Source organism: Akkermansia muciniphila, from assembly GCF_018709685.1.
In the GTDB taxonomy this organism is placed as follows: Bacteria; Verrucomicrobiota; Verrucomicrobiia; order Verrucomicrobiales; family Akkermansiaceae; genus Akkermansia; species Akkermansia muciniphila_E.
On the sequence record NZ_JABDHQ010000007.1, the window covers coordinates 73,617 to 100,419 of the forward strand.

Here is a 26,803-nt window from a genome sequence, read left to right on the forward strand (position 1 = left end):
CGGAAAAAGGGAAAACAGATTCCCTCCGTAGATGCGTGCGGAGTACTGAATCCGCCGCCAGATTCCGGGCTTGGGAGGAAAGGTTTTTTCCCGGCTTTTGTGCATATAAAATCCGGCAGGCGGAGAAGGGATTCTTTTTTAGAATGGCGTACGGGGGCAGCGGATTGATGGACGGAACGGGCCCCGTGGATGGAATATGGGAAGAGAGGAAGCGTCCACAGGCGGGTTCCCGAATATAAAAGGGCCGTTCCGGTTGTCCGGAACGGCCCTGAAGGTAAAGGAGGGTTTTGGAACCCTGGTGATTATTTCACGGCGATCGTCTGTTCGCGGTCGGGGCCCACGCCCACTGTGGTGATGGGACAGCCGATGAGCTCGCTCATGCGCTTGACGAACTTCTTGGCGTTTTCCGGAATCTCTTCCCAGGAACGACAGGCGGAGATGTCCTGCATCCAGCCTGGCATGGTTTCATACACGGGCTTGCAGCGTTCCCATTCATCCACTGTGGCGGGCGGGTAGGCCTGGATTTCACCGTCCAGGTCATAGCCCGTGCAGATCTTGATTTCCGGGCACTTGTCATAGCCGTCCAGGTTGGTCATGGCCATTTCGTCAAAGCCGTTGAACATGGCGGAGAAGCGGAGCAGCACGCCGTCAGCCCAGCCGCAGCGGCGGGGGCGGCCCGTAGTGGCGCCGAACTCGCGGCCCATGCTGTGCAGGTGGTTGGAGATTTCTTCATCCTCCGTGACGAAGGGGCCGGAACCCACGCGGGTGGTGTAAGCCTTGCACACGCCGATGATGCGGTCAATCTTGTGCGGCGGCACGCCCGTGCCGGTGCAGGCGCCGGCGGAAGAGGTGTTGGAGGAGGTGACGAACGGGTAGGTGCCGAAGTCCACGTCTAGGTACGCGCCCTGCGCGCCTTCAAAGAGGATGCTCTTTCCGGAGGTCACGGCTTCATGCATGACCGGAATGGTGTTGGTGATGTGGGGGCGCAGCTCGTCCGCGGCGGCGGTTACTTCCTTCACCATCTTTTCTTCATCCATGGCGGGAAGGCCCATGCGCTCCATTTCCGCGTTCGCCATCTTGATGCGGCGGCGCAGCACTTCGTCAAAAATTTGGGGGTCCCTCATGTCCGCCATGCGCACGCCGATGCGGCGGGCCTTGTCCGCGTACGTGGGGCCGATGCCGCGCTTGGTGGTGCCGATGGCCTTTTTGCCGAGGGAGGATTCCTGGGCGGCGTCCATTTCCTTGTGGAAGGGAAGGACCACGTGGGCGCGGTCGGAGATGAGAAGATTGTCCTTGGTGATGGAAACGCCCTGGCCGCGGAGTTCATTGATTTCCTCCACCAGGCCGATGGGGTCCAGCACTACACCATTACCGATGACGCAAAGCTTGCCGGGCCACAGGATGCCGGACGGGACCAGGTGCAGGATATACTTCTTCCCGTTGGCGATTACGGTATGGCCGGCGTTGTTGCCGCCCTGGCCGCGTGCAACCACGTCGGCTGATTCCGTCAGGAAGTCGATCATTTTGCCTTTGCCTTCGTCGCCCCATTGGGAGCCGATAATAATGGTATTCATGATAAAAATGGAACTCGGAGACCTTAATGATATTCCCGCCTTATGGCAAGACAATCTTACCAAGTTGTTAAGTTTTCCTGATATTACAGGCAACCTTTCCGCACGGCGCGGAAGCCGGGGCATCAGCGGAAGTGCAGGGCGGAGCGGTGCGCCTCCTGCGGGACCAGCGTTTTCCAGACGTCTTCATCCGCGGCGATCATGCGCTGGATGTCCCGCGGCGTGTGGCGCAGCAGGAATTCGTTAAAGAAGGGGACGTCCACCACCAGGCCGTTGGCCAGGAAGTGCTGGTACAGGTGCACGTACTGCTCCGGGGCGCGGAAGGTGCGGGCCGTGACGAATTCCCCGGATTTGCGGTTGAGCCAGGGGGAGACGTACAGGCGCGTCTTGTTCTGGAAGGTGCGGCCGAAGGATTCCAGGATGCCGCCGGGGATGTCTTCCGTCCATTTTTCCTTGAACAGTTCATTCAGCAGGCCGATGGAGAGGGCGATGGCGATGGGCTCGTTCGTGTAGCGCGCGAGGAGTTCAGACAGGTTGTCAAACCGGGCCATCTTGGTGATCAGCACGTTTTTCCCCAGGGCCTTCAGGCTGTCCGCGCGGTCCAGGAACTCCAGGTGGTCCACGTCGTCCCCGCGGAGCAGGTTGTTCATGGATATTTCACAGATCTCCAGGCAGCGGTCCGCCTGCGTCTCGTTAATGTGGGTGAGGAAGGTTTTCTTCACCTGCGCCATTACTTCCAGATGCAGGTTGGAGACGGGGTTGAAGCTGCCCCTCATCAGCACGATGGGGCGTTTGTACAGCACGTCCGCCGCCTGGGCCACCTGGCCGTTTGCCAGGAACAGGGTGGCGGGGGTCAGGCCGGATTGAACCAGCTGGAGGGCAAAGAGGCGGTTGTCCACCATGGAGAAGCCGTGGCCCTCAAAACGGACCACGTCTATTTCCACCAGGCGCGGGTCCAGATTGTCTATCAGGGATTCAATGAATTCCTCCAGCCGGTCCCTTTTGAAAAAGACGGCGTGCAGGATGTTGACGCCCAGGATGCCCAGGTCCTTCATCTGGCTGTCGTGGTCCGGGTCATTCAGGCGCACGTGGATGATCAGGTCGGAAGGTTCCGCACCCGGCTTCAGCTGGAAGCGCACGCCTATCCACCCGTGCCACGGTCCGTTGTCCCGGTAGCCCTTCACCTTCACCGTATTGCAGAAGGCGAAAAAGCGCGTGTCCTTCCCGCGCTGCGGTCCCAGGCGGTTGACGAGCTGGGTGAACTCATAATCCAGCATGCCTTTCAGGCGCTCTTCAGAGACGTAGCGCTTGACGGGGCCGTACAGCGTGTCGCTGACAGTCATGTCATAGGCGGAGATGGTCTTGGCCACCGTGCCGGCGGCTCCGGACGCCCGGAAAAACCAGTTGGCCGTTTCCTGTCCGGCGCCGATTTCCGCAAAGGTGCCGTAAATGGTGGTGGCCAGATTGAGCTGGAGGGCTTTGTCCTGTGTTTGCGCTAATGCTTTGGAACTCATGGAAAACGGGGGAACCGGGTCTGGATTGGTCAGTTGGTGGCGGGAAGAAGGCTGCGGGTGGCGTCGCTCATCCACCCGGAATACAGCAGTTTGTCAATGATGACGGACTGGCCGCCGGGCAGGTCCGCCGGATAATGGATGAGCACGCAGGCGCGCACGGGGCCGTTGTAAAGGAGCTTGGTCAGTTCCAGGGCCAGGGGGGAATACCTGTCCACGTACGCGTTCAGGCGTTCGCCGTTGGGGAATTCAAGGTTGAAGCTGATGTAGGCCGTGCTGCGGTAGCTTTCCGGGGAGGACTCCTCCAGGAAGGGCGCCTGGTAAAGGCCGGACATGCTGAGGGCTATCCTGACGGGAACGGGCGTAGAGGGCCTCTTGGCTTCCAGCTCCGCCGGGAGCATGGGGGAATAACCTTCCCACGCCTCCCAGTCCAGCTTCCATTTGGCGGAATCCCGGTCATACAGGAAGACGGCGGGGCGCATGGTGTTGTCATCCATCAGCACGGAGATTTGGAGCAGGTCTCCGTTCTTGGAGCTCTTGCCCGCTTCCTGCGGCAGGTAGTCCTTATACCGCCCGTAAGCGGCCCAGTGCTTCATTTTGGGACGCGTGGCGGCGGGGTCCATCACGTAGTTGAGCCTCTCTTCATCTGATTTGGCCATGCAGTACAGGGCCAGTTGATTCATGGCCGCCGTGATGTGGGCGGACACGGTTTCCGCCTCCCGGTCATCCCCGCTGCGGGAGCGGGAGGCCAGGCGGTACTGCTGTTCCCTCTGCTGGAGTTCTCTCAGCAGTTCCTTGTTCACCTCCGGGGAGAAATCCGCTTCATGGTCCACAAACCGGTCGGAAATGTTCAGAATCTTGGAGCTTTCCGCTTCCATGTCCCTGCCGCGCAGGAACATGACCACGCCCAGGGAAGCCAGCACCAGGCCTGCGACCAGCAGCCAGATGTGCCAGGTGGGGCGGCGCTCCGTGTGCGCGGCCTCCATGGCGGTGGGCTTGTATTCCGGTTCCGCCTGCGCCAGGGAGGCGCTGCGGGCAGTGGTGATGGCGGGGGCGGCGTTCCCCTGTTCCTTGCGTTTGCGGATTTTTGTGGTGTGTTCCGCAGGAACGGGAACCGGGGTTCCGGAAGCGGGGATGCTGCGCCTGTCCGCCTTTTTTTGAGGGGCCAGGGCGGATGCGGAAGAGGGGCTCTTTTCCTCCGGCTGCGCGGAGTTCTGCGGAAGGGAGGGTTCAGGTTCCGGGGTCTGTGCCGGGAGGGCGGCCGCCCGTTCTTGTGGCGCCTGTGCGGGCTTTTCCTCCTGTGTCGGGGCTGCGGCCTCCTTTTCCTTCCGGGCCGTGACCTGGGCGGAACAGATGGGGCAGGTGACCTGGCGTCCCAGAGAAGACGTTTCCACGGCAAAGAGGTTGCCGCATGACGGGCAGGTGCAGGCTACCGTATCCTGGGATGGGGAGGGCATGGGTGAAAAAAGAAGTTACAGGTGGATGAATTCCGGAACGGGGATGTTGATGGGCTTGGGCGCCGGGAGCGTGATGTTCGTGTCCGCGTGGTCCTGGGAAACGGGGTCCGCGGAAAGGGCCTGCGCCTCCGGCACGTTCTCTCCCGCGCTCAGCAGTTCAAAGTTGCGGTTGGCCGGCGCCTGGTTCACCTCCGTGTGGTAGGGGTCGTTCCCTTGGAGAATGGCCTTGGTGGGCAGGATGGGCGGCAGGGGGAGAATGCGGGTTTGCGCCGTGAAGGGGGAAACGGGGGCGGAAACATCCTCCCCGTGCAGGTCGCAGAAGGGAAGGCTGGAATCCCCCTTGCGGAGGTATTCAAACATGGTGTGGCGGCGGTACTTCTTGTCCACCGGGTCAATGTCGTAACAGCTGTGGGTGGCCCTTTTCCCGGTGGTCAGGCAGATTTCCACCCGCTCCACGCTGGAGGGCGGGGCCAGTTCCCCGGCGGGGAACAATTGCTCCGCCGTGGTCATGGCCGTACCCAGCACGGGGGCGCAGGTGTCTGAAGAAAAGGCCCCGTTGTAAATGGGCTTTTTCCCTTCCAGGAAGCCCACCCAGATGCCGCAGGTGACGCGGCTGTCATAGCCGAACAGCCAGTTGTCCGCAAAATCGTACGTGGTGCCCGTCTTCACGCCGCCCTTGAAATCCTTGGGCAGGTACGGGGCCACGCGCTGGGCGGAGCCGCTTTTCAGGGAAGAGTGCAGGATATTGTGGAGCTGGAAGGCCGTGGCGGTGGAGGCGGCCCCCTTCCGTACCTGGGAATTGTTCCGGGTTTCAATGGCCTGGGTGGACTCCCAGATCAACTGGCCGTTCTCGTCCTCAATCCTGTCCAGGTAATAAATGTCCTGCGGGCGGGAGCCGCCGTTCGGGATGGCGGTGTAGGCCAGCGTCATCTCCTTCAGGGAGGCGGGTTCCGTGCCCACGAAAATCTTGGGGCGGTAAACGGGATTCACCTCCGTGCTCCCCGCTTCCCGCACGGGCTTGCGGATGCCGAAATCCGTCAGCTTTTTCACGAACGGCGCCGTGCCCATGTCCATGCCCATGCGCAGGGAGGCGGCAATCTTGGAGGCGGACAGGCCGCGGTGGGCCGTAATCATGCCCTCATAACGGTTTTTGGAGCTTTCCGCGCCCCACTCACCCAGGATGCCTTCCGACCCGCCGATGCCCGTCAGGCGGTTGTCAATGGCATCATCCAGAATGTGGGTGACGGGGCTTTTGCCCGTGTCAAAGGCCGTGGCGTAAAGGAAGGGAAGCACGGCTGTGCCGGTGGGGCGGGCGCCGTCCTTGATGGCGTCATACTGCCGCTTGGTATAGTCGCGCCCGCCGTGGTACGCCAGAACGGCGCCGGACTGGTTGTCCACCACCAGGACGGCTCCTTCCAGGTAGCGCGGCTTGTCCCCGGAAGCGCTGTGGTAATCCGCGGCCTTCTGGTGGCGGTAGCCGGGGCGCTGTTCAATATTTTCCAGGGCCTGTTCCAGGGCTTTTCCCGTGGCCTCCTGAAGCTTCCTGTCAATGGTAGTGTAAATCTTGAGCCCGGCGGCATTCACGCGCTCCTCCCCCAGGTAGGCGGTGATTTCCGCGGAAATGCGGTCGTAAATGTGGGAAACGCCGCGTTTCAGCGGTTTGGAATCCAGCCCCAGGTCCATGGCGGAAAGGCGTTCCGCTTCATCCGCCGTGATGTACTTTTCCTTGGCCATGCGGTTGAGCACGTGGTTGCGCCATTTCAGGTTGCTTTCCGGATTGTTGAGGGGGGAAAGGCCGTTCGGGTTCTTAATCAGGGCGGCGATGGAAGCCGCCTCCCGCGTGGTCAGGTCCGCAGGCTCCTTGCCGAAGTAGCCCAGGGAGGCGGCGCGGATGCCGTAGAACCCGCTGCCGAAGTAGACGCGGTTCAGGTAAAACTCCAGCACCTGGTCCTTGCTGTACCGTTCCGTAATGCGGCGCGCCAGGGCTATTTCCACAAACTTGCGGCCAAAGCTGCCTTCATTCCTGGCCTTGGCCCGGTTCTTCAGGTCATACGCGTTTCTGGCCAGCTGCTGGGTAATGGAGGAGGCGCCCTGGTTGGCGTCCCCGCTGTTATGGAGGTATTCCTTCGCCGCGCGCAGAATCCCCAGGAAATCGTAGCCCGGATGTTCCCGGAAGCGGGAATCCTCCTGGGCGATCAGCGCGTTAATCATGGCCGGAGAAATCTTTTCCAGCGTGACGTAACTGCGGTTCTCCACGTAAATGCGGCCTATTTCCTCCCCGTTCCGGTCATAAATAATGCTGGGTTTTTCCAGGTCGTTGATGCGTTCCAGGTCAAACTCCGCCGCCCAGTTGTCATAGCGCTTCCAGGCCATCATGAAGCCGAAGTAGCCTACGGCCCCGCCGATGACCGCCATGACCAGGCACCACAGGATCAGCTTCTTGACAAAGCTCCAGAATCGTTTCCGGGGCTTCGCCTTGGGTTGGCGCCTTTTGTTGGCCTGCATGTGCCTGCGCGGAGCTTGTGAACTTAATTCAGCCATGAAGATGAAACAGGGTGGGTCCCGGGAGAGGAAAAAACGTGCGGAAATCCTAGCGTATTCCCGTTTGTTTAGCAATACCGTACACTGCCGGCGAGAGAAAAAAGAAGGCATGCGCCCGTGGAGCCTCCCGGAACGCTCCGGGCCGCCTACTGGTCCTGTACGGCGTTAAAGATGTTGCCGGCCCTGGTGAGGCCGTACTCCATGGTGTACACCACGGCGTCCGTGGCCTTGCCCAGCATCACGTCCAGAAGCTCGCGCTCCTCCGGGCGGAATTTGCCCAGCACGTGGCCGATCATCTCCCCCTTGCCGCGCGGCAGGCCGATGCCGAAGCGCAGGCGCGGGAATTCCTGGGTGCCCATGTGGGCGATGAGCGACTTGAGGCCGTTGTGGCCTCCGGCGGAGCCTTTTTCCCGCAGTTTCATGACGCCCAGCGGAAAATCCACCTCATCATGGATGACGAACACGCTGCGCGGGTCCAGCTTGAAGAAGCGCATCATGGGCCCTACGCACAGGCCGGATTCATTCATGAAGGTGGACGGCTTCACCAGCAGGACGCCGGGGCCTGCCGCCAGCTCGCACTTGCGCTGTTTGTCCGCCTTGAACGCGCAGCCCCACCGGACGGCCAGGCGGTCCAGCACCATGAAGCCCGCGTTATGGCGGGTGTCCTCATAAGTCCTGCCCGGATTGCCCAGGCCCACGATCATTTTAACGGGTGCGTCCACGAGATGAAAAATGGGAAAAAAGGAATGAAAGCCACCGCATTTCCGGCTGAGGAAAGCGCGCTGGAATCCTGCACCCGTTCCGCGGAAGGATCAACCGTTCCGTGAGACAGCCGGGAGGTTATCTCCCCGCTTTCTTCTTCTGCCTGCCCATCAGGAACCCGGTCAGCACGTCCTCCAGGGCGTCTCCGGTCCTGATCAGGCGGTAGTCCGCGTTAATGTCCGTGCAGATGCGGCGCGTCTCTTCCAGGTAATTGGCCACGATGGAGCGGTACTCGTCCGCGATCAGGTCCGGCTCCGTAATCAAGGAGCCGCCGCCCTCCATGTCCACAAAGCGGATGGGGCGGTCAAAGTCAAAATCAATCTCCAACTGGTCCACCAGATGGAACACGGCCACGTCATGCTTGCGGAAGTGGAGGTGCCGGAGGGCGTTCTTGAGCTCCTCCGTATCCGTGAACAGGTCGGAAAAAATCAGCACCAGGGCGCGGCGGCTGACGCGCTCCGCCAGTTCATGCAGGGTCTCCGCCAGCACGGTTTCCCCCTTGGGGTAATGCGTATCCATCTGGCTGATGAGCACGTTCAGATGGGCGGGGCGGCGAGAGGCCGGAATGTGCAGCGTGGCGCCGTCCTTCGTCTGCCGGGAAAAGCTCAGCCCCACGGCGTCCCCCTGGCGGATGGCGATGTAAGCCAGGTTGGCCGCCAGCCTGCACGCGCGCATGTACTTGGACTCCACCTGCTCCGGGTGGTAATTCATGGAGCCGGAAAGGTCCATGACGATGTAGGCGCGCAGGTTGGTATCCGCCTCAAACTCCTTGATGTAATACCTGTCCGACCGAGCGTACGCCTTCCAGTCCAGGCGGCGCGTATCGTCCCCGGAAACGTACTTGCGGTACTCCGCAAACTCCACGGAGGAGCCGCGGTTGGCGCTCCTGTGGCGGCCGGAGACGTTTCCCGTCATGCTGTGGCGCGCCTCCAGGGGAAGGTTCCCCAGGCGGCTTAGCAGGTCATGGTTCAGGTACTTCATGGGAGGGCAGGGAAAGGGTGGGATGACGCGGGGGCGGTCAGACTTCCGCCGCCAGGCGCGCCACGGCCTTGCGGGGCGTGATGCCCTGGGACTCCGCGGCAAAGTTGGTGACCACGCGGTGCATCAGCACGGGCTCCACAATGGCATCAATATCCTCCTTGCGGACGATGTAGCTGCCCTGGAGGGCGGCGCGCGTCTTGGCCCCCAGGATCAGGAACTGCACGGCGCGCGGGCCTGCGCCCCAGGCCACGTACTGCTTCACCCATTCCGGGGAGGTCTCCAGGGAGGGGCGGGTGGCGCGCACCAGCTTCACGGCGTACTCGTAAATATGTTCCGGGACGGGCACGCGGCGCACCAGGTCCTGGTAAAAGATGATCTCCTCCCCGGAAAGGACGTGCTTGAGCTCCTCGCTGCGGTTCCCGGTGGTCTCCCGGGCAATGCGCATTTCCTCCTCCTCCGTGGGGTAATCCACTTCAATCAGGAACATGAAGCGGTCCAGCTGGGCTTCCGGCAGGGGATACGTGCCTTCCTGCTCAATGGGGTTCTGGGTGGCCAGCACGAAGAAGGGGGGCAGCAGGGTGAAGGTGCGGCCCATCACGGTGACGCGGCGCTCCTGCATGGCTTCCAGCAGGGCGGACTGGGTCTTGGCGGGGGCGCGGTTGATTTCGTCCGCCAGCACGATGTTGGCGAACACGGGGCCCTTGATGAACTCAAACTGGCGCTTTCCTCCGGCGGAATCATCCTGGATGATGTCCGTCCCGGTGATGTCCGCGGGCATCAGGTCCGGCGTGAACTGGATGCGGTTGAAGCTGAGGTCCAGCGTCTTTGCCACGGAGCTGATCAGCAGCGTCTTCGCCAGGCCGGGAACGCCCATCAGGAGCGCGTGCCCGCGGGAGAACAGGGCGATGCTCAACAGCTCCACGACGCGCTGCTGGCCGATGATGATCTTGCTCAATTCCGCGGAAAGCTCCTTGTAAATGGCGCCGAGCCGGTCAATGGCGGCCACGTCGTCGTCGGGCAGAGAGGGGGTGGTGGGTTCCATATTATAAGTTCATAGCACTTTTCAGGCCCTTTTCCACCAAATAATCGCGTCGCATTCATTTTCCCTGCTTGGAATGGGAGGGGAAACGGGGTAAGGAAGGGGCATGCCGAAAATCGCACTCATTCAACTGTCCGCAGACGCCCGGCCCTCCGTGAACAAGGAAAAGACGGAAGCCGCCATCCGTGAAGCCGCCGCCAACGGCGCGCAGATCGTCTGCACGCAGGAACTCTTTACCACGGAATACTTTTGCAGGACGGAGGAATGCGATCTATTCAACCTGGCGGAACCCGTCCCCGGAGAATTGACGGAAGCCCACCGCAAGCTGGCCGCGGAGCTGGGCGTGGTGATTGTGGCCTCCGGCTTTGAAAAGCGCGCCACCGGGCTGTACCACAACACCGCGTGGGTAGTGGACGCGGACGGAACGTTCCTGGGCATGTACCGCAAGATGCACATACCGCAGGACCCCGGCTTTGAGGAAAAATTCTACTTCACCCCCGGCGACCTGGGCTACAAGGCGTTTGACACCAGATTCGGCCGCATCGGCGTGCTCATCTGCTGGGACCAGTGGTACCCGGAAGCCGCGCGCCTGACAGCCATGCAGGGGGCGGAAATCATCTTTTACCCCACGGCCATCGGCTGGCTGCCGGAGGAAAAGCCCCTGCTGGGGGAACAGCAGCACTGCGCGTGGGAAACCGTGCAGCGCGGCCACGCCGTGGCCAACGGCTGCTACGTCTGCGCCGTCAACCGCGTGGGGACGGAAGGGGAAAGCGAATTCTGGGGGCAATCCTTCGTGGCGGACTACTACGGGCAGATTGTGGCGAAGGCCCCCGTGAGCGATGAAGCCATCCTGTACGCGGACCTGGACCTGGACGCCCTGGAAGACCACCGCCGCATCTGGCCCTTCTTCCGGGACCGCCGCATTGACTCCTACGGCGGCATCACGGAACGGTGGGGGAAGTGAAGCTGTAGTACACCTGGATCATGTATTCCGGGGAAACCATGGAGCGGCAACGGGAGCAGGCCCGGGAAGTGCTCCTTGCCATGAAAAGGCAGTGCGGCGAACTGGTCATCGACTGCCTCCAGGGCATGATGGGAGAGCAGGGGTGCCAGGTGACCGTGTTGAAGCGTGAACACATCCTGTCCCTCCTGCAGGAACTGAACCGTCTGTATGATTCCGGCGTCCCCCGCAGGGAGGTGAGCGACGATGATGATGACGAAAATTGCTCTTTTTCTTGGATTTATGAATTCGATTTTTACCTCCGGGAGTCCGACTTCCTGCTGCATTTCGTCATTGACGCCGCCCTGGATTCCGGCGGAGGCGTCACGGAATATTTGACGCTGGAGAGGCAGGTGTACCGGGAGGGGCTGTATCTTAAAGTGAGCGAGCCCATGGTTCTTGCCCCTGCGGCATTGGCGCAGTTGAAGAAAAAAGTCGCGGCTATCATGGCTATCCCTCCCAACACGGGGCGTTTTTTGGACTGGGAGGACCTGTGGCCTGAACCGGATAAGTGACGTCCACCACTGGAGAAAACGGCGCAAAAACACCGCCGTTCCCGGAGAAACGGCAGTGTAAAAAGAGCAGGGAATTGCTTTCGCTTAGTCGCAGATGACGGCGATCTTGATGCCCTTCATCTGGACGTTGGTTTCCAGGGCCTCCGTGATTTCATCCAGCTTGAAGCGGTGGGAAATCAGCTTGGTCAGGGGCAGGCCGATGCCGTACGCGCGCTTCAGGAAATCGAACGTGGTGGGGTAATCCTGCGGGGAATACACCCAGGAGCCTACGGCGGTCACTTCCTTGTTGCAGAGGTCGTAATGGTGGTTGATGACGCTCTCTCCGCCGTCCATGAAGAAACCCACTTCACACAGGCCGCCGCCGCGCTTCACGAACTTCCAGGCGTTGGCCCCGGCCTTGCCCACGCCCGTGCATTGGAAGACGAAATCCGCCAGGCGGCCGCCGTTATCCTTCTTTACGGCGTCAAGGAGGCCGTCCAGGTTCGCGTAATGGGTGAAATTATAGGTGCGCGTGGCGCCCATTTCCTTAGCCAGTTCCAGGCGGGAATCATTGCCGTCCACAGCGATGATGGTTTCAATGCCCAGCGTGCGCAGCGTGGCGATCTGGAGCAGGCCGATGGGGCCGCAGCCCTGCACGAGCACCACGGAATTGAACTTCAGCAGTCCGGTGGACTTGGCGCGTTCCAGGGAATGGACCACCACGGCGGCGGGTTCTACCAGAATGCGCTGGTCCAGCGTCATGCCGGAAACATTGAAAAACGTGGAGTCCTTGCGGATGACGAGGTACTCCCCGAAGTAGCCGTTCAAATGCACGTCGTCGTCAGGCATCAGGCCGTACACACCCACGTTCTCGCACAGGTTGGTGCGGGCAGGCGTATTCAGGCAGGCGTCACAGGTGCCGCAGGGGATGATGCAGGTTACGATCTTGTCCCCCAGGGCCAGGGGATTGCCCGCCGTATCCTTCGTGATATTCCTGCCCATGGCGACGATCTCCCCGGTGCCTTCATGGCCCAGCACCACGGGGCAGAGGCCGAACGGGTCCCGGTTGTACTCATGGCCGTCCGTGCCGCAAACGCCGCAGGCTTCCACCTTGATCAGCATTTCATCATCCCCGATGGAGGGGATAGGGTACTCACGGATTTCAAATGTCTTGGGCGCTGTCAGGACAGCGGCGCGTGCGGTCTGTTGCATAGTGTGGCTACACTACCCTGTGGCGTTCGGACTCTTCAAGAACAAATGAGAATGGGAGTGAATTAACTTGCTGGAAACGGAAAAGCATGGCCGTACGGTCACTAAAAGACCGTCAGGAGCTCCGCATGCCATGCGGCAAATCCGCAGGATGTTCCTTCCCCTTCTCCTCAGGAAAACCGCGCCGCGCCGGAGCGCAAGGCAGGTTATTGCATGTGAAGTTTTTCCATGAAAGTCCGTTCATTTGGCTTGCGTGGCGGAGGGATGGAGTGCAAGCTGTGCGCGTTATGCTTGATATCCGTGTAATACGAGAAAATCCGGAAGAAGTGAAAGCGCGCCTGAAGCCCCGCAGCGGGGACGCGTGGAAGCTTGTTGATGACGTTCTGGCGTGTGATGAAGCGCGCCGCAATGCCGAGACGGAAAAGCAGGCGTTGCAGTCCGAGCGGAATGCCACCTCCAAGCAGATCGGCATGCTCAAGAAAAAAGGGGAGGACACTTCCTCCATTGAAGCGCGCGTGCGCGAGATCGGCGACCGCATCCGGGAACTGGACCGCATGGCGGAGGAAAATGCCGCCCAGCTTACCTCCCTGCTGATGAACATCCCCAACCTGCCGCACCTGGAATGCCCCGTGGGCGCGGATGAAACGGCCAATCCGGAAATCAAGCTGTGGGGTGAAAAGCCCGCCATTGAAAACCCGAAGGACCATGTGGAACTGGCCGCGAACCTGGGCATGATTTCCTTTGAAGACGGCGCGCGGATCACGGGCTCCGGTTTTGTGGTGTACCGCGGCGCGGGCGCCCGCCTGGAACGCGCCCTGATCAACTTCCTGCTGAACACGCAGACCGTGGAAAACGGCTATCAGGAAGTGGGCGTTCCCTTTGTGGTCAAGCGGGAGTGCATGGAAGGCACCGGACAGCTTCCCAAGTTTGAGGAAGACATGTACGGCACGGAAGACCAGCAGATGTTCCTGATTCCCACCGCGGAAGTGCCCGTGACCAACCTGTACAGGGACACCATTTTACAGGAAAGCGAGCTGCCCATCAAGATGGCGGCGTACACGCCCTGCTTCCGCCGGGAAGCCGGGAGCGCCGGGCGCGTCAACCGCGGCATGATCCGCATCCACCAGTTTGACAAGGTGGAGCTGGTGCAGATCCTGAAGCCGGAAGACTCCTTCCGGGAGCTGGAAGTGCTCCGCAGCCATGCGGAATCCATCCTCCAGAAGCTGGGGCTTCACTACCGCGTGATTGAACTCTGCACGGGCGACCTCGGCTTTTCCTCCGCCAAAACGTACGACATTGAAGTATGGGCGCCGGGCCAGGGGCAGTATCTGGAGGTTTCCTCCTGCTCCTGCTTTACGGACTATCAGGCGCGCCGCATGCGCCTGCGTTACAAGGACGCGGACGGCAAAAACCAGTTCTGCCACACGCTGAACGGTTCCGGCACGGCTCTGCCGCGCCTGTACGTGGCCCTGCTGGAATCCTGCCAGCAGCCGGACGGCTCCATCCGCATTCCGGAAGCGCTTGTGCCGTACTTCGGCGCGGACAGCATCCGCCCGGAACAGGCCTGAACCGGCGTTTTTCACGTCCCAACCCTGAATCAAGCCCATGCCTGACGAGGGACCCCTGGAACATTACCTGACTGCTTCCCATGATGAGCCGGAGCCGGACGTTCCGGAACCGGCTCCGGAACGCAGTTCCGGGCCCTGGCGGGAAAGGGGCGTCATGCTGGGCCTTGGCTTTCTGCTGGGGTGCGTGGGGGCGTACGCGCTGGTCTATTCTGAAATGTCCGGCAGCATGGGGACGCTGAAGAAATCTCTTTCAGAAGAGCGTGATTCCAATGCCTCCCTGCAAAAGGAGCGCGCCCATCTGCTGGAAACGCTGGAACAGGTGCGCATGGACAGCCTGCTGACGGAACGCTCCCCCCTGTCCATGACGGGCAGCGGCATTCCCAAAGCAAGCCGCCGCCCCGTTCCGCAGCCTCCCCCACTCACGCCCCTGCCTTCCGGCGGGCAGACCCCCCCGGCTCCCGTGCCGGAACCCGGCTCCGTGGAAGAACGCCTGGTGAATCCCGGTCCGGAGGACTGGAAGGAGCGCTACCAGTATGCCGCGCTGAAATACAACCGGGTGGTGGAGGACTACAACAGGCTGAGAAAGCTTTACATGAACCTGGTGGGCCAGGGCGGGGCCGCCACCGGCCTGGTGACCGGAGCTCAGTTTTACAAGGCCCTGCGGAAGGATACGCGCGCGGAAGCGCGCAAGCTGGATGAGCGGTACATGAGGGGCGGCCTGCGCGGAAGCGAGCTCCGGGAACTGGAACGCAGCAGGGATGAAATGCGGCACCGGGACTGGTGGCTGAAAAAGATGGCGCGCCAGTTCCGGATAGATTAGGAGCGGAGGGGAATCCCCTGTTGGCGGGAAACCTGCCTTCCGGGATGCACTGGCTTGGCCGGGATTCTATTTTTGAATGGCGCCGGGAGCAGCCGCCCCTGTTGGCAGGGGCGCCCGTAAGAAATACGTGCCGTAGCGCGTCTATAAAAAATAATAAGGCCAAGAGCATGAAAGCACCGGGCCTTACTGGAAGTGTGGTGATCAGGGAGAGGCAAATGCCTTTCCCTCAATTTCCGTTTTTTAGCGGCGATTGCGGCCGTAGCCGTTATTGTCGCGTCTGCCGCCGCCGCCATAGCCGCCGCCACCGTTGCCGCGGAAACCGCCGCCCGTGTTTGACTGGGGCTTGGCTTCATTGACAACCAGGGCGCGTCCCTGATATTCATTGCCGTTCAGGGCCTCAATAGCATTGTTCATGGCATCCGCGGATTCCATGGTTACGAATGCGAAACCCCGGGGTCTTCCGGATTCACGGTCGGTCGGAATGAATACTTCAGTCACTTCGCCATGGGAACCAAACAAATCCCTCAGGTCCTGTTCGGTGGCATCGAAGGACAAATTCCCTACGTACATTTTTGTGTTCATATGATCAAAAGACAAAGTGATCTGATTGTTCTTTAATGCATTCCCGAAGAGCCGGGATTAGAAGGCAAAATCTGAATACGCAGACACCGTTGTCTCTAAGAAGAGTAATCTCTGAATCATAAAAAGCCAAGAATAATATTGCACGGGCTGAATATTTCCATGACAGCTTTTCATGGATTCCGCGAGCGCGTGATTTTTTACAGGAGAAAAATTCCCTCCGTCATCCCAGCTCCGCGGCAACGGTGTCCACCAGCAGGCGGCCGCGGCCCTTCAGGATGAACCGTTGTTCCGGGGAGACATCCGCCAGAACCAGTTCCCGGTAATGCTCCGGCAGAGGCAGGATTCCGGCAACATATATCCTAGCGGAGGCTCCATATCTGCCAAAATAGAACCGCCAGTGTTTTTCACATTCTGCGCTGAATAAAGGGTGGAACAGGTACACAGTTAATAAGTTTATTCGGCGGGTGCGGACCAGGGCTCTTTGAATGAAGCCTCTATGTGCTCTTGGGATTCATACCGGGAATCAATGAATTTGGCAACGTCCTGGGCTGATTGGGCTGTAGGTTCCAGAATAGTATCGAAAAGAAGATCACTGCCCCGGTAGCAGGTATTGCCATCCATTTTCCTTTAATTCTGCATGGGAAGGAAAATAACCAGAAGGCGGCTTTGAAGCTGGAGAATGCGCAAAAGAATAAATTTCTGCATTTCCGGTGATGCAGGGATAGACAGAACCTGCTTTTTCATGTCGGCAGTGGGTCCTGTAAGTTTTTTAAGGATAGGTGAGACTTCCGTAGAAAAAGATTTTGCCGCCGCGTCCGCGGAATTTTTATCCACGATGGAATTATACCAATTCTGTACCTTGCCTACAGGTGTTTCATAGGTTTCAACGAATATCTGCCACGCTTTTTGATTCTGTTCGTTGAAGAGCAATTCCTTGCCGGGCGGATTATAAGAAAATCTTTTCAAGGCTTCCGGTTCCGGTCCGTTGATTTGGCAGGTGTCTCCATAGCACGCTGAATAATAAATAAAGAGGGAAGATGCAAATGTGAGAATGATGGAGTATTTCAAGATCATCAGATTATGGAAGCATGACAGGGCTCCTGAATGAAGGGGAATAAACATTTATTCTGTGCAACTTTTCTCTGTGCAATGGCTAAGTTATTGATTTGTGGCGGTTCCTGGATGAGAGCACGCAGGTGAGGCAAAGAAACACTATTAATACATGGTAAGTGGAACTTAATTGAGGGAAGAATAAAAGAAGGATGGAAATTTAATAGAGATCAACGCAATTTCTCTGTAAACTGCTTTTTAAGAAGATGATGTCTCTGTCCATGGTTCTTTGAAAGCTGCTTCAATGCTTTCCTGGTCTTCATTTTGAGTTTCAATAAATTTTGAAATGTCCATGGCTGTTGTTGACGTTAGACCTAGAAATATGTCAAAGAGTTTTTCGCTGCCATGATAACAAGCATCGGAACTTGACTTTTTACTGTCTTGCATAGGAAGAAAAATTATTAGCAAGCGGCTCTGCAATGTGAGGATACGTGAAAGAATGAGTTTTTGCATTTCAGAAGAAGCTGGAATAGCAAGGACTTGTTTCTTTATATCAGCAGAACGTCCCGTCAGCTTTTTAAGAATTGGCAGGACATCTATCTTGAACGCATCGGCTGCAGCATCAGCAGAATCTTTGTCCCTAATGGAATTATACCAATCCTGTACTTTGCCTACAGGCGCTTCATAGGTTTCAACGAATGTCTGCCATGCTTTTTTATCTTGTGCCTCAGAAAGCAATTCATTCCCTGGAGGATCATAAGAGAGATTTTTTAAATCTTCTGGACTCAGACCATTGATTTGACAAATATCTCCCTGGCAAACTGAGAAATATATAAAAGCCGACGATAAGAATGCTATGGTGGTTGATTGTGTCATGAAAATTAGGGGTTGAAACGTTTAATAGGGATAAGACGGCGTTCTCCAACATCAATGCCGTTTGTGTCAGCTGCTTCAAGTACCTGTTCCCAAGTTGCTCCACTATATTGTAAAATAGAAGAAACTAAGGAAGCACAATTTGATCCATTTTCTGTACTTTCTGGATTTCGGTTAGTTGGTGGATTGGTTAGATATCGTTCCTGCTCATTATAACTTTGTGAAAAATGAAGAACTTTTTGAAATAGTTCCTTGTTCTGAATGGTTATGATATTTGTGAAATTTGTAAATTTTTTGTTATGCTGGTTTTTGAACCAGTTTTCAACAGCCGCTATATCAGGATTGTCGTTTTTATGGTAAACCATGTTAGTTAAGCAATCAATATATTTGCTGGCTATACCTGCTTGAGCAAATGGGGGAGATAGGGATTCATAAATCCACTTATAATAAACGGTTCCGGCAGCTGGGATGATTTTGAGCTTTTTTTGGTATTTGATTTCCGCTCCTGCATCTCCTCCAATAGTGATGATTTTCATTTTTGGGATGGCGTTGCAGTCGGCAAGTCCGGGGTTTGGGAGATTTAATTTTTCCGGGTCGTCAGGAACAAATAACAGAAAATGATGGTTTGCTATGGGCAGGCCTTGACAGGGGCGGATGGCCCAGTAAATTTCCCCCAGGCGATTGGGAATTCCTTCATAGTAAAAGATTTTGTCACCAATTGTCACACGGATTAGTTCTACTTCTGTCGGAGTATAGGTGATGCACGGCCCTTTGCCGATGGGTTTCCAGGCGCCATTGTTGGGTTGGAACGTATGGTTGCGTGCCAGAATGACTCCATTAAATCGCTGAGGGCATTTGGAGTAAACTTGAGCTTCCCATTTGATGGGGACGCCTCCGGAATCTTCGGAAGGGCCATTCGCCAGGTAAGTTTTATTAATAGCAAGCCGGAGCTGGGTTTTTTTCTCTAAAAAGAGGTGGCTTTTGCGGGCGGGCACCGTTTTTTCCCCTATGCACACATCAACGACAATGGGAGCAACTACAAGGCTGATGCCGTCCAGGTCACTTGTGCCCGGTTTGGGATTGTAATAGGTTTGCGAATATTTGATCTGGAATTGATAAGATCCCGCTTTCAGAACATGCGGACAGTCCCGGCGTCCTTTGGAAATGTCATGTCCTTGTCCATGTTCCTTCAGCCAGTCTGTTTTTTCACCTTGTTCCGTAGTATATGTGATGTCGCAGCCGTCATCGGAAATCAGGGAAAGCCAGGCAACCGTGGTAGGTTGGGAAATACGTTCATCCTTAAAATCCTTGAGGGAGATTTTTCCGTTATATGGAATCGTGGAGGGTGATTTGGGGTCGGTTACTTCCGTCGTATTGGGAATTTTCAGTTCTCCGGCGCAGCATTGTTTCAATTTGTCTGCAAGCTGGGAAAGATTGGCTACCACTTCAACCGGAGATAGGGAAGCTTCCATTGTTGTCTTCCCTTCATAAACTTGTTGTCCTTTTGCGTGGAGGACAGAGAGTGCAGCAATGCCGGCAACTGCAAGCAAAACCGGCATTTGAAAAAAACATCGGGAGATTAATGCTTTGTCCATATGATGATCAGGCAGGTTGAATGAGGTTATTTTTTACGATTTTTTTTGTTGGAAGCGGGTGTTGTCCATTTCTGAATTAAGGCACGGGAGCCTTCCATGCCCCGGATAGGCGGAATAAAGGATGCCGCCCACCGGGCTTTTTGCGGTTCTTTCATGCGTATATAAAGATTGGCTAACCGATATCCGCAACGGGCCATTAAATAAGGATCTTCTTTTCCGTACCGCAGTGTCCTTATAAATAAAAGAGCCGCCAGTTTTCTTTGCAGGCCGGTTCCTTTTTCCATGGATATTGCCGCGCTTTCCCAAATTTTTAAGATGCGGCTCCGGAGGCTTGGCGGACATCCTTCCTCCATTTCCAGTTCCATCAGGGCGCAAAGCGATAAAGCTTCCATATCCATGGGGGAGTACCGGGAAGAGTACGTCCGGAGAAAGGCGTTTTCCAAAAATCCCGTAAGACAGGAGCGGCGCTGCCTTGATTGCATATTCCTATGCCGCATCAGGGCGGTCAATTCATTGAGACGGGCGCAAACATCACCGGGTGTTTGTCCCATGGCAGTCCGCTGAACAAAAAGAGATACGCCTTCGTCAAAGGCCAATGCCGGATATTCCCGTACAAATTGATGGATTCTCGGGTTCTTTTCAGCAAAAGGAAAGGCGGATAGGGATTTCCGGAAGACCTGCCTTTTTTCAGAAAGAGGCGCGGATTTCAGGTAAAGGGGCAGGATGAAGGTTTGGGGTTCCTGGGCTGATGCCGGAGGCTTGCTTCCCCATGCGTGGTTAAAGGGGGCCTGCAACAGGAAGACAAGTCCTGCCAGAAAAGAAACAGAGTAAATGTTGAACAGCGGATGCATGGAACATATCTGTCTATTTATGGCATAATAGGAGATAAAAAATGAAAAATGTCAAGAAATTAATTTCAAACATTTTTTTAATTTATTTCCAACTTATTGATATTAAGTTGGAAAAATAATGCCAATCAACACAGTTCCGCGGCAATGGCGTCCACCAGCAGGCGGCCGCGGCCTTTCAGGATGAGCCGTTGTTCCGGGGAAATATCCGCCAAACCCAGCTCCCTGTATTGTTCCAGCAGGGGAAGGGATTCCGGAAGGATGTATTTCAGAGGAAGCCCTTCATCCGTCCGGAGCATCAGGGCGATGCGTTCCAGGCGGTAGTCTTCCGCGGTGACGGGCTCCTGGTCGGAGAGGGGCAGTCCGGTCTCCAGCGTGCTGCGCATGTAGGCGTCCGTATCCCGCGTGTTGGAGTACCGCACGCCGTTGATGGTGCTGACCGCGCCGGGGCCTATGCCCACGTAGTCCTCTCCTTTCCAGTAAGCCATGTTGTGGGGGGAGCGGCAGCCCTCCCGGGCGTAGTTGGAGGTTTCATAATGGCGCATGCCCGCCGCTTCCAGCATGGTTTCCGCCAGTTCAAAGTAGGCCGCGTCTTCGTCCGGATCCTGCCGTTTTTCTCCGCGGAGCAGGCTCCGGAAGAATTCCGTGTCTTCCTCATAGGTGAGGTTGTAAGCGGAGACGTGGTCCGTTCCGGCGCGGACGGCTTCCCGCAGGGTGGCCTCCCAGGTGGAGAGCGTCTGCCCCGGAATGGCGAACATGAGGTCCATGTTGACCTGGGGCATGCCTGCGTTTTTCAGCATTTCCACGGAATGGAGGGCCTGTTCCGGCGTGTGCTCCCGCCCCAACAGGTGCAGGATGCGGGCGTCCAGGGATTGAACGCCCAGGGAGACCCGGTTCATGCCCAGGCTGCGCCAGAAGCGCACCTTCTTTTCCGTAAAAGTGGCGGGGTTGGCCTCAAAGGAGAATTCGTCCAGCCTGTCCACGGGAATCAGGCGGTTCAGGGTTTCCATGAGGCGCCCCAGATGGGTATCCGAGAGCATGGAGGGCGTTCCGCCGCCAAAGTAGAGCGTGGCCGTTTCCCCCCCGCGGTCCATGGACAGGGCCGCGGCGCGGGATTCCGCCTCCCGCGCCAGCGCACGGATGAAGAGTTTCATGTCCGTGGAGGCCGGCGTGTGCTTGAAGAAGGCGCAGTACGGGCAGATGCGGTGGCAGAAGGGGATGTGAACGTAAAGATGCACGGGGGCGGAGGGGATCAGTGTCTCCGGCGGCGTCCGGAGTTTTCTTCCCCCTCTCCCTTCTTTTTCTGGGAGAGTTCCAGAATCCTGTCGGAAGAGTCTTTCATCTCCTTCTTGACGCGGGATTTTTCCGTGCCGTCAGCCAGGGACATGTAGTTCTTCGTCAGGGCGCTGTAGAAGGGGTGGATCTTCGTTTCCTTCTTGTTCTTGGGCTTGTACCTGAAACCGTCCGGGCAGGTGTCCACCATGTTTTTCATCCAGGGCAGCAGTTCGTCCTTGGGCAGGGCCAGGCACAGGGCGTCCAGGGAGAAGGACATTTCCTCCTGGTCCACGTCCTTGGGCGCGTTCAGGGCGTTGTTTTCATCCCGGTAGAAGTTGACGGCTTTCTTGAACCCCCTGTCCACGGTCCTCTTGAGCCTGTCCGTGCCCTGGGCCTTGGCATAGGCTATCTGGTAGGCGGCCTGCGGCTCCGGGTAGGAGTTGCGCTTGGACTCGGACTTGAGCCAGGACATGAGGTCCGCCCACTGGAAGGTCTTGTAGTCATGTTCCTGCTTCAGGGCGTTTTCCAGAATCACGGAGCAAAGCACGTTGACGTATTCCTTGGCGTGGTTGGCCAGCATTTCCTTGCCGTTCTTGTCCCCGCGGCCTACGGAGGAAACGTATTTGCGCGTTTTCCAGAGTTTTCTGATGCCCATGCCGTCCGGGAGGGCTTCCCGTACTTCATCCACCATCTTGGTGGCCCCCATGAGGTCTTGGGGTGACTGCTTGAAGAGGGTGTACCAGGCTTCCGTATAGAACGGGTTGGCCTTGAGAACGGTTCTCATGGCGGTCTGGGTGAATTCCCCGGGGAGGGCGGCGGAAGCGTCTTCCGCTTCTTCCGTGGAGGAGCCCGCGCCCGCCAGCTTGTAGATGTTCATGGCAAAGCGGCTGTCGATGAATTTCTCGTAGTCGATGTTCATGGACAGGGCCAGTCCGGACTGGTATTCCGCGTTGCCGGTGCGCGGCGCCTTGGAGTCCCGGAAGTACCAGAATCCCGTGGTGGCTTTCAGCGTGTCCACGCTCTGGCCTACGCTCAGCCAGCAGCCGTTGCCGTTGAAGTTGGTGGTCATCAGGTTGCCGTGGCCGGGCTGCCCGGCCGGAGCGGCGGGAATGCCGCGGGCAATCTGGGAGTTGCGGGAGATGAGGGACATGGTGCCGCATACGCCGCCTTCATGGAGCTTGCGTTCATTAGACTCGCGGGACCATTCCGGGTCCGGGTCAAAGCTGAAGAGGATGGGCGGCTCCTTGTCGTCATCCATGCGGTAGGGGCCGTACAGCCACAGGCGCGTAGGGCCGCGCTGGCCCATGTAGCGTTCCCATACGCTGTCGCATTCCCGCAGGGGGCGCGTTTCGGAAAGGGCCATCATGGCCGGCCAGGGCGTCCCTTCCAGGGAGACGCCGGTCCATTCCACGCGCTTGTGGTCCACGTCCCGCAGCTTGCTGCAGTTTTCATATTTGTCCACCAGGTAGGTGAAGAATTCCACCGGGGTGGGGAACGGGTCCCTCTTGCGTCTCAGCTGGCCGTGGCGGTACAGGTATTCATGCAGGAAGCCGGCCAGGTTGCCTTCCGTGATGGCGGTGTCCCCGATTTCCGAGACGGTGGGGTATTTGTTGATCCAGGCCTGTTTGGGCGTGATTTTCTTGCGGTCCAGGTAGGCTTCCACCTTCTTGTAGCATTCTTCATCCACCGTGCGCGGAGCATTCCCGTACCAGTTCACGGGAGGCTTTCCGGCGCAGTACAGGTCCGCAGGCGGAGGCATGGCGCCGGAGGACCTCAGGCCGTTCAGTTTGCCCAGGGCGTCAATGTAGCGGCCCTGCTGGGTAAGGTCAAACGCGCCCATGCCGAATTCACGGCGCCCCACCGCAAAGGCCAGCACGAGCTGGTTGTATTTTTCCGTTGTTTCCAGGCCCAGTTCGTCAATCATGAAGGCCACGTTGGTGGCGACGCTGGGGTCCGGCGGGAAGAACATGGCGAAGACTTCACGGTTGTTTTTCGTGTTTTTCAGCCATTTTTCAAAGTCCGGGGAGAAGGTGCCGCCGCGCTTTTTCACGTAGTCGCGCACGTAGGCTTCCGCATAAAGGGGATATTTAGCCAGAAGCTTTTCAGAGAATTTGCCCTTGGAGGCCATGGCTTCCTCCCGCAGCGCCTTTTCCATGGCGATGACTTGCGGGGAGGGGGAAAGATCGGGGGCGACCGGTTCCGGCTCAGGCTCAGGTTCCGGCTCAGGCGCCACGACGATGGGTTCCGGTTCCGGGGCAACCACCACGGGTTCCGGCTTGGGCGCAACGGGCTTGGGTTTGGGCTTGGGAGGAGCCACTACCGGAGGAGCGACGGTTTTGGCGACGGGTTCCTTTTTGTCCTTGAGTATCTGGTAGCCCAGGAAGCCGAAGAGGGCGAGCATTCCCGTGACGATGACCGTGATGACGGGGAAGCCGCCGGAACGTTTTACCTTGGGCAGCGGCGCGCCGGGTGCGATCGGGCCGGCCACGGGCTTCCGGAGCTGGGGCTGCTGCGGCTTTTTGGCCGGGCGCAGGGCCTGGGCGTGCGCTACGGCCGGTTGGGGCTGTGCCGCAGACTGAACCTGCGGCTGTGCCAGCGGGTAAAGGAAAAGTACGGTGCCGAAGCCCCTCATCTTGCCTTCCGCATTGACGGAGTACTGGGCTTCAAAGGCTTCCTGCGCCTGGGAGAATTGAGCTTCATTTCCCGGAATGGGGGAAAGTTCCCCGCTGGCCAAGTCACGGGTGACGAGGCCCTGGGGGCAGAATTCACGCACCAGCACGGCCTGGCCTTCCGGGGAAAGGGCCTGGTACAGGTTGTATTCCGGACCGCTTTCCAGAAGCGCCGTGATTCTATAGCCGCCTATGTTGAAGTGGGGCGGGAGGGCTGGGGTTTGAGGGACTGTCATGACGAATCAAAAGATCAAAGACTCATGCATTTAAAAAGTTCCGGAACCGATTGTCAATTCCGGAGCGCGGAAGCTGTGCCATAAACCGGAGGGATGAAACAGAATGCCCCCGGTGCGGCACGGCGCACCGGGGGCAGGAAAGGGGAACGCTCCGTGTTGCAGAAGCAGGCAGGGGCCTTTTTCACCCTTGCGGCGGAAGGAGCCGCAGGAAGGGACTACCGGATGGTGACCTTGGTGCCCAGGGGGGTGTGTTCAAAGAATGTCTTGGCCATGTCCGCCGGCAGGCGCACGCAGCCGTGGCTGACCGGGTACCCGGTGACGAAGCCCACGTGCATGCCGTAGCCGCCCGTAATCCGCATCCAGTAGGGCATGGGGGCGGGGTCAAAGTACGTTCCCGCGGGCGCGCCGCTGGACCGGGCGTTATAGTCCCCGTTCACCACGGCTCCGGTGGCCCGGCTGCGCAGGACGCCGTAAGTGCCGGATTTGTAGTTGGCGTCCTTCTGGATGATCTTGTAGGTGCCCATGGGGGTACCGTAGCCTTCCTTGCCGGAGGACATGGGGGATACGCCCACCAGCGTGGCGCCTACGTAGTAGAAGACTTTCTGCTGCTTGAGGTCAATGATGATATGCTTTTCCCCCTGGGTGCCCGCCGGCAGGTCCCAGTATCCCTGGCCCAGGCGGGCTTCCGGCGGAAGCTCCGTGTTGACCCCGGAGGTGGTTCCCACGCCGGACAGGTAGCTGTCCTGTCCGGACGCGCCCTGGATTTTCCCGGCTATTTTATCAAAGAGCGGGGGTCGTCCGTACGGATTGCAGGAAACGAGAATGGAACTGATAGAAGCTAATGCCAGTATGCCGGATTTCATGGGAACGGGGGAATGACAGGCAGGTTATGGAGCCTCTCCGCCTTTTTGTCAAGATTTGCATGCTGTTATCCGTTGCTTATTCCGGGGGCATCTGTTATACACGGCGGAGCCATTTCATCCATCCCTATCTTCATGAGCGAACAATACGATCTTCTGAAAAGCATTCTTCTGGAAAAATCCGTGCGCACGGGAACTTTCACGCTGGCTTCCGGCAAGGTTTCCGACCTGTATGTGGACTGCCGCATGACCGCCCTGGACCCCGTGGGGGCCACGCTGGTGGGCGCGCTGGGGTGGAAGCTGGTTCAGGAGGAGATTCTTCCCCGTTTTCCGGAGGTCGCGGCCATCGGCGGCATGACCATGGGGGCCGACCCCATCTCCCTGGCCGTCGGCATGACGAGCGCCCTGGAGGGGGCTGGAAAGAAGCTCCAGGTGTTCACCGTGCGCAAGGAGCCGAAGGACCATGGCCGCGGCCGGCGCATTGAGGGCAATTTCCAGGCGGGGGATACCGTCATCGTCGTGGACGACGTTATTACCACGGGCGGTTCCACCCTGAAGGCGATTGACGCCATTGAGGCGGAAGGGGGCACGGTTGCCGCCGCCCTGGTGCTGCTGGACCGTGAGGAAGGCGGCCGCCAGGCGATTGAGGAACGCGGCATTCCCGTGCATACCCTGTATACCCGGACATCCCTTCTGGGCAAGTAATCTTTTTTCCGTTCATGCTCCCCGCCCTGATCGGCATTAGCGGCCATGAAGTGGGCGCGGAAGAGGAGGCGGCCATCCTGCGTTTGCAGCCGGCCGGCTTCATCCTGTTTTCCCGGAACGTGGCTTCCGTGGAGCAGGTGCGGAAGCTGACGGAAACGCTGCGGAAGCTTTGCCGCCACCATCCCGTCATTGCCATGGACCAGGAGGGCGGCCGTGTGGTGCGCACCGCAGCCCTGGGCCTGAACCTTCCTTCCCCGGCGTCCTTGGCGCGGCGGAGCGGTTTTAACGGCATTGTGGAGCTGGGCGCCGTGACGGCCCTGGCGCTCCGCTGCCTGGGGGTGAATCTGAACTTTGCCCCGGTGCTGGACATCTGCCATGATCCTGCCGCCTCCAACGCGCTGCCGGGCCGCTGCTGGGGAGACAATGCCCAGGACGTGATTTCACGCGGAGGCGTTTATTCCGCCAATCTGCGCCGGGGCGGCGTGGAGAGCTGCGGCAAGCATTTTCCCGGCATGGGACGCGCCCAGGCGGACCCCCATTTCAGTCTTCCCGTGGTTGACCTGAATGAACGGGAGTTGTTTGAGACGGATCTGCTGCCTTTCCTGGCGCTGTGTCCGGAGCTGCCCGCCATCATGTCCGCCCATATCATGCTGCCGCAGATTGATCCGGATTACCCGGCCACCCTTTCCGAACGGGTGATCAGGGGGCTTCTGAGGGACCGGCTGGGCTTCAGGGGCCTGGTGTTTACGGATGACCTGTGCATGGGAGCCATTGCGGCGCAGTACGCTCCGGATGAAGCGGCCCTGCTTTCCCTCAAGGCCGGGTGCGACCTCCCCCTGATCTGCCATGAACCCCTCCCGTGGCTGGACAGCCTGGCTGCCCGCCTGGAGGACATGAATGCCTATGACCGGGAGGATTCCTCCAAACGGGTGGAGAAGCTGAGCGATTCCCTGTGCTTCCCATTCCCGGAAAAGGCCTCCCCGTGGGATTCCTGCCTGCGCCGTGCGGAGGCCCTGTGCCGGCTGGCGGATGACGGCGCGGAGAACGGTTTGCCTTCCTCCCCCGTGCAGAAGTACTGATATCCCGGAAAAAAACGTGCCAGGAGTTCCGTATGGCATGCGGTATTCCCCGGGCCTCCATGAAAAGGCGCCGCCTCA

General features: G+C 58.5%; 22 protein-coding genes. 6 read left to right on the forward strand and 16 right to left on the reverse strand.

Annotated features, from left to right (window positions below):
- Positions 1-302: 302 nt before the first annotated feature.
- The 7 genes from HHJ06_RS06335 to HHJ06_RS06365 all read right to left on the reverse strand — a co-directional run bounded on the left by HHJ06_RS06335 (position 303) and on the right by HHJ06_RS06365 (position 9,865).
- A complete protein-coding gene (locus HHJ06_RS06335; RefSeq protein WP_215428510.1) occupies positions 303-1,574 on the reverse strand; it encodes an adenylosuccinate synthase in 1,272 nt (423 codons plus the stop codon).
- A 122-nt stretch (positions 1,575-1,696) separates the two neighbouring features.
- A complete protein-coding gene (locus HHJ06_RS06340) occupies positions 1,697-3,085 on the reverse strand; it encodes a TonB-dependent receptor (protein ID WP_215428511.1) in 1,389 nt (462 codons plus the stop codon).
- Positions 3,086-3,114: 29 nt separating this feature from the next.
- Positions 3,115-4,539: a hypothetical protein gene (locus HHJ06_RS06345; RefSeq protein ID WP_215428512.1), complete on the reverse strand. Its 1,425-nt coding sequence runs from the start codon at positions 4,537-4,539 to the stop codon at positions 3,115-3,117.
- Positions 4,540-4,554: 15 nt separating this feature from the next.
- Entirely contained in the window at positions 4,555-7,080 is a 2,526-nt protein-coding gene (locus HHJ06_RS06350) for a transglycosylase domain-containing protein (RefSeq protein ID WP_215428513.1), read from the reverse strand.
- Between the two features lie 146 nt (positions 7,081-7,226).
- Positions 7,227-7,802, reverse strand: a complete 576-nt coding sequence (gene pth, locus HHJ06_RS06355) for an aminoacyl-tRNA hydrolase (protein ID WP_215428514.1) — start codon at positions 7,800-7,802, stop codon at positions 7,227-7,229.
- Positions 7,803-7,920: 118 nt separating this feature from the next.
- Complete coding sequence (locus HHJ06_RS06360; RefSeq protein ID WP_215428515.1) at positions 7,921-8,823, reverse strand: DUF58 domain-containing protein; 903 nt, start codon at positions 8,821-8,823, stop codon at positions 7,921-7,923.
- A 37-nt stretch (positions 8,824-8,860) separates the two neighbouring features.
- Positions 8,861-9,865, reverse strand: coding sequence for an AAA family ATPase (locus tag HHJ06_RS06365; RefSeq protein WP_022397351.1), 1,005 nt, complete (start codon positions 9,863-9,865; stop codon positions 8,861-8,863).
- A gap of 103 nt (positions 9,866-9,968) precedes the next feature.
- Between HHJ06_RS06365 and HHJ06_RS06370 the strand changes: the two genes are divergently transcribed.
- Positions 9,969-10,826 (forward strand): carbon-nitrogen hydrolase, encoded by an 858-nt coding sequence (locus HHJ06_RS06370; protein ID WP_215428516.1) that lies wholly within the window; start codon positions 9,969-9,971, stop codon positions 10,824-10,826.
- A gap of 20 nt (positions 10,827-10,846) precedes the next feature.
- Positions 10,847-11,377: a hypothetical protein gene (locus HHJ06_RS06375; protein WP_215428517.1), complete on the forward strand. Its 531-nt coding sequence runs from the start codon at positions 10,847-10,849 to the stop codon at positions 11,375-11,377.
- A gap of 84 nt (positions 11,378-11,461) precedes the next feature.
- On the opposite strand, the gene HHJ06_RS06380 is transcribed toward HHJ06_RS06375, so the two are convergent.
- Positions 11,462-12,568 (reverse strand): zinc-dependent alcohol dehydrogenase, encoded by a 1,107-nt coding sequence (locus HHJ06_RS06380; RefSeq protein ID WP_215428518.1) that lies wholly within the window; start codon positions 12,566-12,568, stop codon positions 11,462-11,464.
- A 284-nt stretch (positions 12,569-12,852) separates the two neighbouring features.
- Here HHJ06_RS06380 and serS point away from each other — a divergent pair, with 284 nt between their 5' ends.
- Together serS and HHJ06_RS06390 are read left to right on the forward strand one after the other, a co-directional pair.
- Positions 12,853-14,133, forward strand: coding sequence for a serine--tRNA ligase (gene serS, locus HHJ06_RS06385; RefSeq protein ID WP_215428519.1), 1,281 nt, complete (start codon positions 12,853-12,855; stop codon positions 14,131-14,133).
- 37 nt (positions 14,134-14,170) lie between these two features.
- Complete coding sequence (locus HHJ06_RS06390; protein ID WP_215428520.1) at positions 14,171-14,953, forward strand: hypothetical protein; 783 nt, start codon at positions 14,171-14,173, stop codon at positions 14,951-14,953.
- A gap of 240 nt (positions 14,954-15,193) precedes the next feature.
- Here the strand turns inward: HHJ06_RS06390 and HHJ06_RS11855 are convergent, their stop codons facing one another.
- From HHJ06_RS11855 to HHJ06_RS06430, 8 genes are all read right to left on the reverse strand, one after another.
- Positions 15,194-15,535: an RNA recognition motif domain-containing protein gene (locus HHJ06_RS11855; RefSeq protein ID WP_215428521.1), complete on the reverse strand. Its 342-nt coding sequence runs from the start codon at positions 15,533-15,535 to the stop codon at positions 15,194-15,196.
- A 627-nt stretch (positions 15,536-16,162) separates the two neighbouring features.
- Entirely contained in the window at positions 16,163-16,657 is a 495-nt protein-coding gene (locus HHJ06_RS06400; RefSeq protein ID WP_215428522.1) for a hypothetical protein, read from the reverse strand.
- 186 nt (positions 16,658-16,843) lie between these two features.
- A complete protein-coding gene (locus tag HHJ06_RS06405) occupies positions 16,844-17,461 on the reverse strand; it encodes a hypothetical protein (RefSeq protein ID WP_215428523.1) in 618 nt (205 codons plus the stop codon).
- Between the two features lie 5 nt (positions 17,462-17,466).
- Complete coding sequence (locus HHJ06_RS06410; protein ID WP_215428524.1) at positions 17,467-19,053, reverse strand: hypothetical protein; 1,587 nt, start codon at positions 19,051-19,053, stop codon at positions 17,467-17,469.
- 26 nt (positions 19,054-19,079) lie between these two features.
- Complete coding sequence (locus tag HHJ06_RS06415; RefSeq protein ID WP_215428525.1) at positions 19,080-19,904, reverse strand: hypothetical protein; 825 nt, start codon at positions 19,902-19,904, stop codon at positions 19,080-19,082.
- 125 nt (positions 19,905-20,029) lie between these two features.
- Positions 20,030-21,139: a radical SAM family heme chaperone HemW gene (hemW, locus tag HHJ06_RS06420; protein WP_215428526.1), complete on the reverse strand. Its 1,110-nt coding sequence runs from the start codon at positions 21,137-21,139 to the stop codon at positions 20,030-20,032.
- 14 nt (positions 21,140-21,153) lie between these two features.
- Positions 21,154-24,081: a hypothetical protein gene (locus tag HHJ06_RS06425; RefSeq protein ID WP_215428527.1), complete on the reverse strand. Its 2,928-nt coding sequence runs from the start codon at positions 24,079-24,081 to the stop codon at positions 21,154-21,156.
- A gap of 215 nt (positions 24,082-24,296) precedes the next feature.
- Positions 24,297-24,944, reverse strand: coding sequence for a L,D-transpeptidase family protein (locus tag HHJ06_RS06430; protein WP_215428528.1), 648 nt, complete (start codon positions 24,942-24,944; stop codon positions 24,297-24,299).
- A 132-nt stretch (positions 24,945-25,076) separates the two neighbouring features.
- Here HHJ06_RS06430 and pyrE point away from each other — a divergent pair, with 132 nt between their 5' ends.
- Positions 25,077-25,646, forward strand: a complete 570-nt coding sequence (gene pyrE / locus HHJ06_RS06435) for an orotate phosphoribosyltransferase (protein ID WP_215428529.1) — start codon at positions 25,077-25,079, stop codon at positions 25,644-25,646.
- Between the two features lie 14 nt (positions 25,647-25,660).
- Positions 25,661-26,725 (forward strand): beta-N-acetylhexosaminidase, encoded by a 1,065-nt coding sequence (gene nagZ, locus HHJ06_RS06440; protein ID WP_215428530.1) that lies wholly within the window; start codon positions 25,661-25,663, stop codon positions 26,723-26,725.
- Positions 26,726-26,803 lie beyond the last annotated feature (78 nt).

Excerpts from the sequence above, each read along its gene's own strand:
- HHJ06_RS06335 (WP_215428510.1), bottom strand. The coding sequence starts at position 1,574 with ATGAATACCATTATTATCGGCTCCCAATGGGGCGACGAAGGCAAAGGC.
- HHJ06_RS06340 (WP_215428511.1), bottom strand. The coding sequence starts at position 3,085 with ATGAGTTCCAAAGCATTAGCGCAAACACAGGACAAAGCCCTCCAGCTC.
- HHJ06_RS06345 (WP_215428512.1), bottom strand. The coding sequence starts at position 4,539 with ATGCCCTCCCCATCCCAGGATACGGTAGCCTGCACCTGCCCGTCATGC.
- HHJ06_RS06350 (WP_215428513.1), bottom strand. The coding sequence starts at position 7,080 with ATGGCTGAATTAAGTTCACAAGCTCCGCGCAGGCACATGCAGGCCAAC.
- HHJ06_RS06360 (WP_215428515.1), bottom strand. The coding sequence starts at position 8,823 with ATGAAGTACCTGAACCATGACCTGCTAAGCCGCCTGGGGAACCTTCCC.
- HHJ06_RS06365 (WP_022397351.1), bottom strand. The coding sequence starts at position 9,865 with ATGGAACCCACCACCCCCTCTCTGCCCGACGACGACGTGGCCGCCATT.
- HHJ06_RS06370 (WP_215428516.1), top strand. The coding sequence starts at position 9,969 with ATGCCGAAAATCGCACTCATTCAACTGTCCGCAGACGCCCGGCCCTCC.
- HHJ06_RS06375 (WP_215428517.1), top strand. The coding sequence starts at position 10,847 with ATGTATTCCGGGGAAACCATGGAGCGGCAACGGGAGCAGGCCCGGGAA.
- HHJ06_RS06380 (WP_215428518.1), bottom strand. The coding sequence starts at position 12,568 with ATGCAACAGACCGCACGCGCCGCTGTCCTGACAGCGCCCAAGACATTT.
- serS (WP_215428519.1), top strand. The coding sequence starts at position 12,853 with ATGCTTGATATCCGTGTAATACGAGAAAATCCGGAAGAAGTGAAAGCG.
- HHJ06_RS06390 (WP_215428520.1), top strand. The coding sequence starts at position 14,171 with ATGCCTGACGAGGGACCCCTGGAACATTACCTGACTGCTTCCCATGAT.
- HHJ06_RS11855 (WP_215428521.1), bottom strand. The coding sequence starts at position 15,535 with ATGAACACAAAAATGTACGTAGGGAATTTGTCCTTCGATGCCACCGAA.
- HHJ06_RS06400 (WP_215428522.1), bottom strand. The coding sequence starts at position 16,657 with ATGTTTATTCCCCTTCATTCAGGAGCCCTGTCATGCTTCCATAATCTG.
- HHJ06_RS06405 (WP_215428523.1), bottom strand. The coding sequence starts at position 17,461 with ATGACACAATCAACCACCATAGCATTCTTATCGTCGGCTTTTATATAT.
- HHJ06_RS06410 (WP_215428524.1), bottom strand. The coding sequence starts at position 19,053 with ATGGACAAAGCATTAATCTCCCGATGTTTTTTTCAAATGCCGGTTTTG.
- HHJ06_RS06415 (WP_215428525.1), bottom strand. The coding sequence starts at position 19,904 with ATGCATCCGCTGTTCAACATTTACTCTGTTTCTTTTCTGGCAGGACTT.
- HHJ06_RS06425 (WP_215428527.1), bottom strand. The coding sequence starts at position 24,081 with ATGACAGTCCCTCAAACCCCAGCCCTCCCGCCCCACTTCAACATAGGC.
- HHJ06_RS06430 (WP_215428528.1), bottom strand. The coding sequence starts at position 24,944 with ATGAAATCCGGCATACTGGCATTAGCTTCTATCAGTTCCATTCTCGTT.
- pyrE (WP_215428529.1), top strand. The coding sequence starts at position 25,077 with ATGAGCGAACAATACGATCTTCTGAAAAGCATTCTTCTGGAAAAATCC.
- nagZ (WP_215428530.1), top strand. The coding sequence starts at position 25,661 with ATGCTCCCCGCCCTGATCGGCATTAGCGGCCATGAAGTGGGCGCGGAA.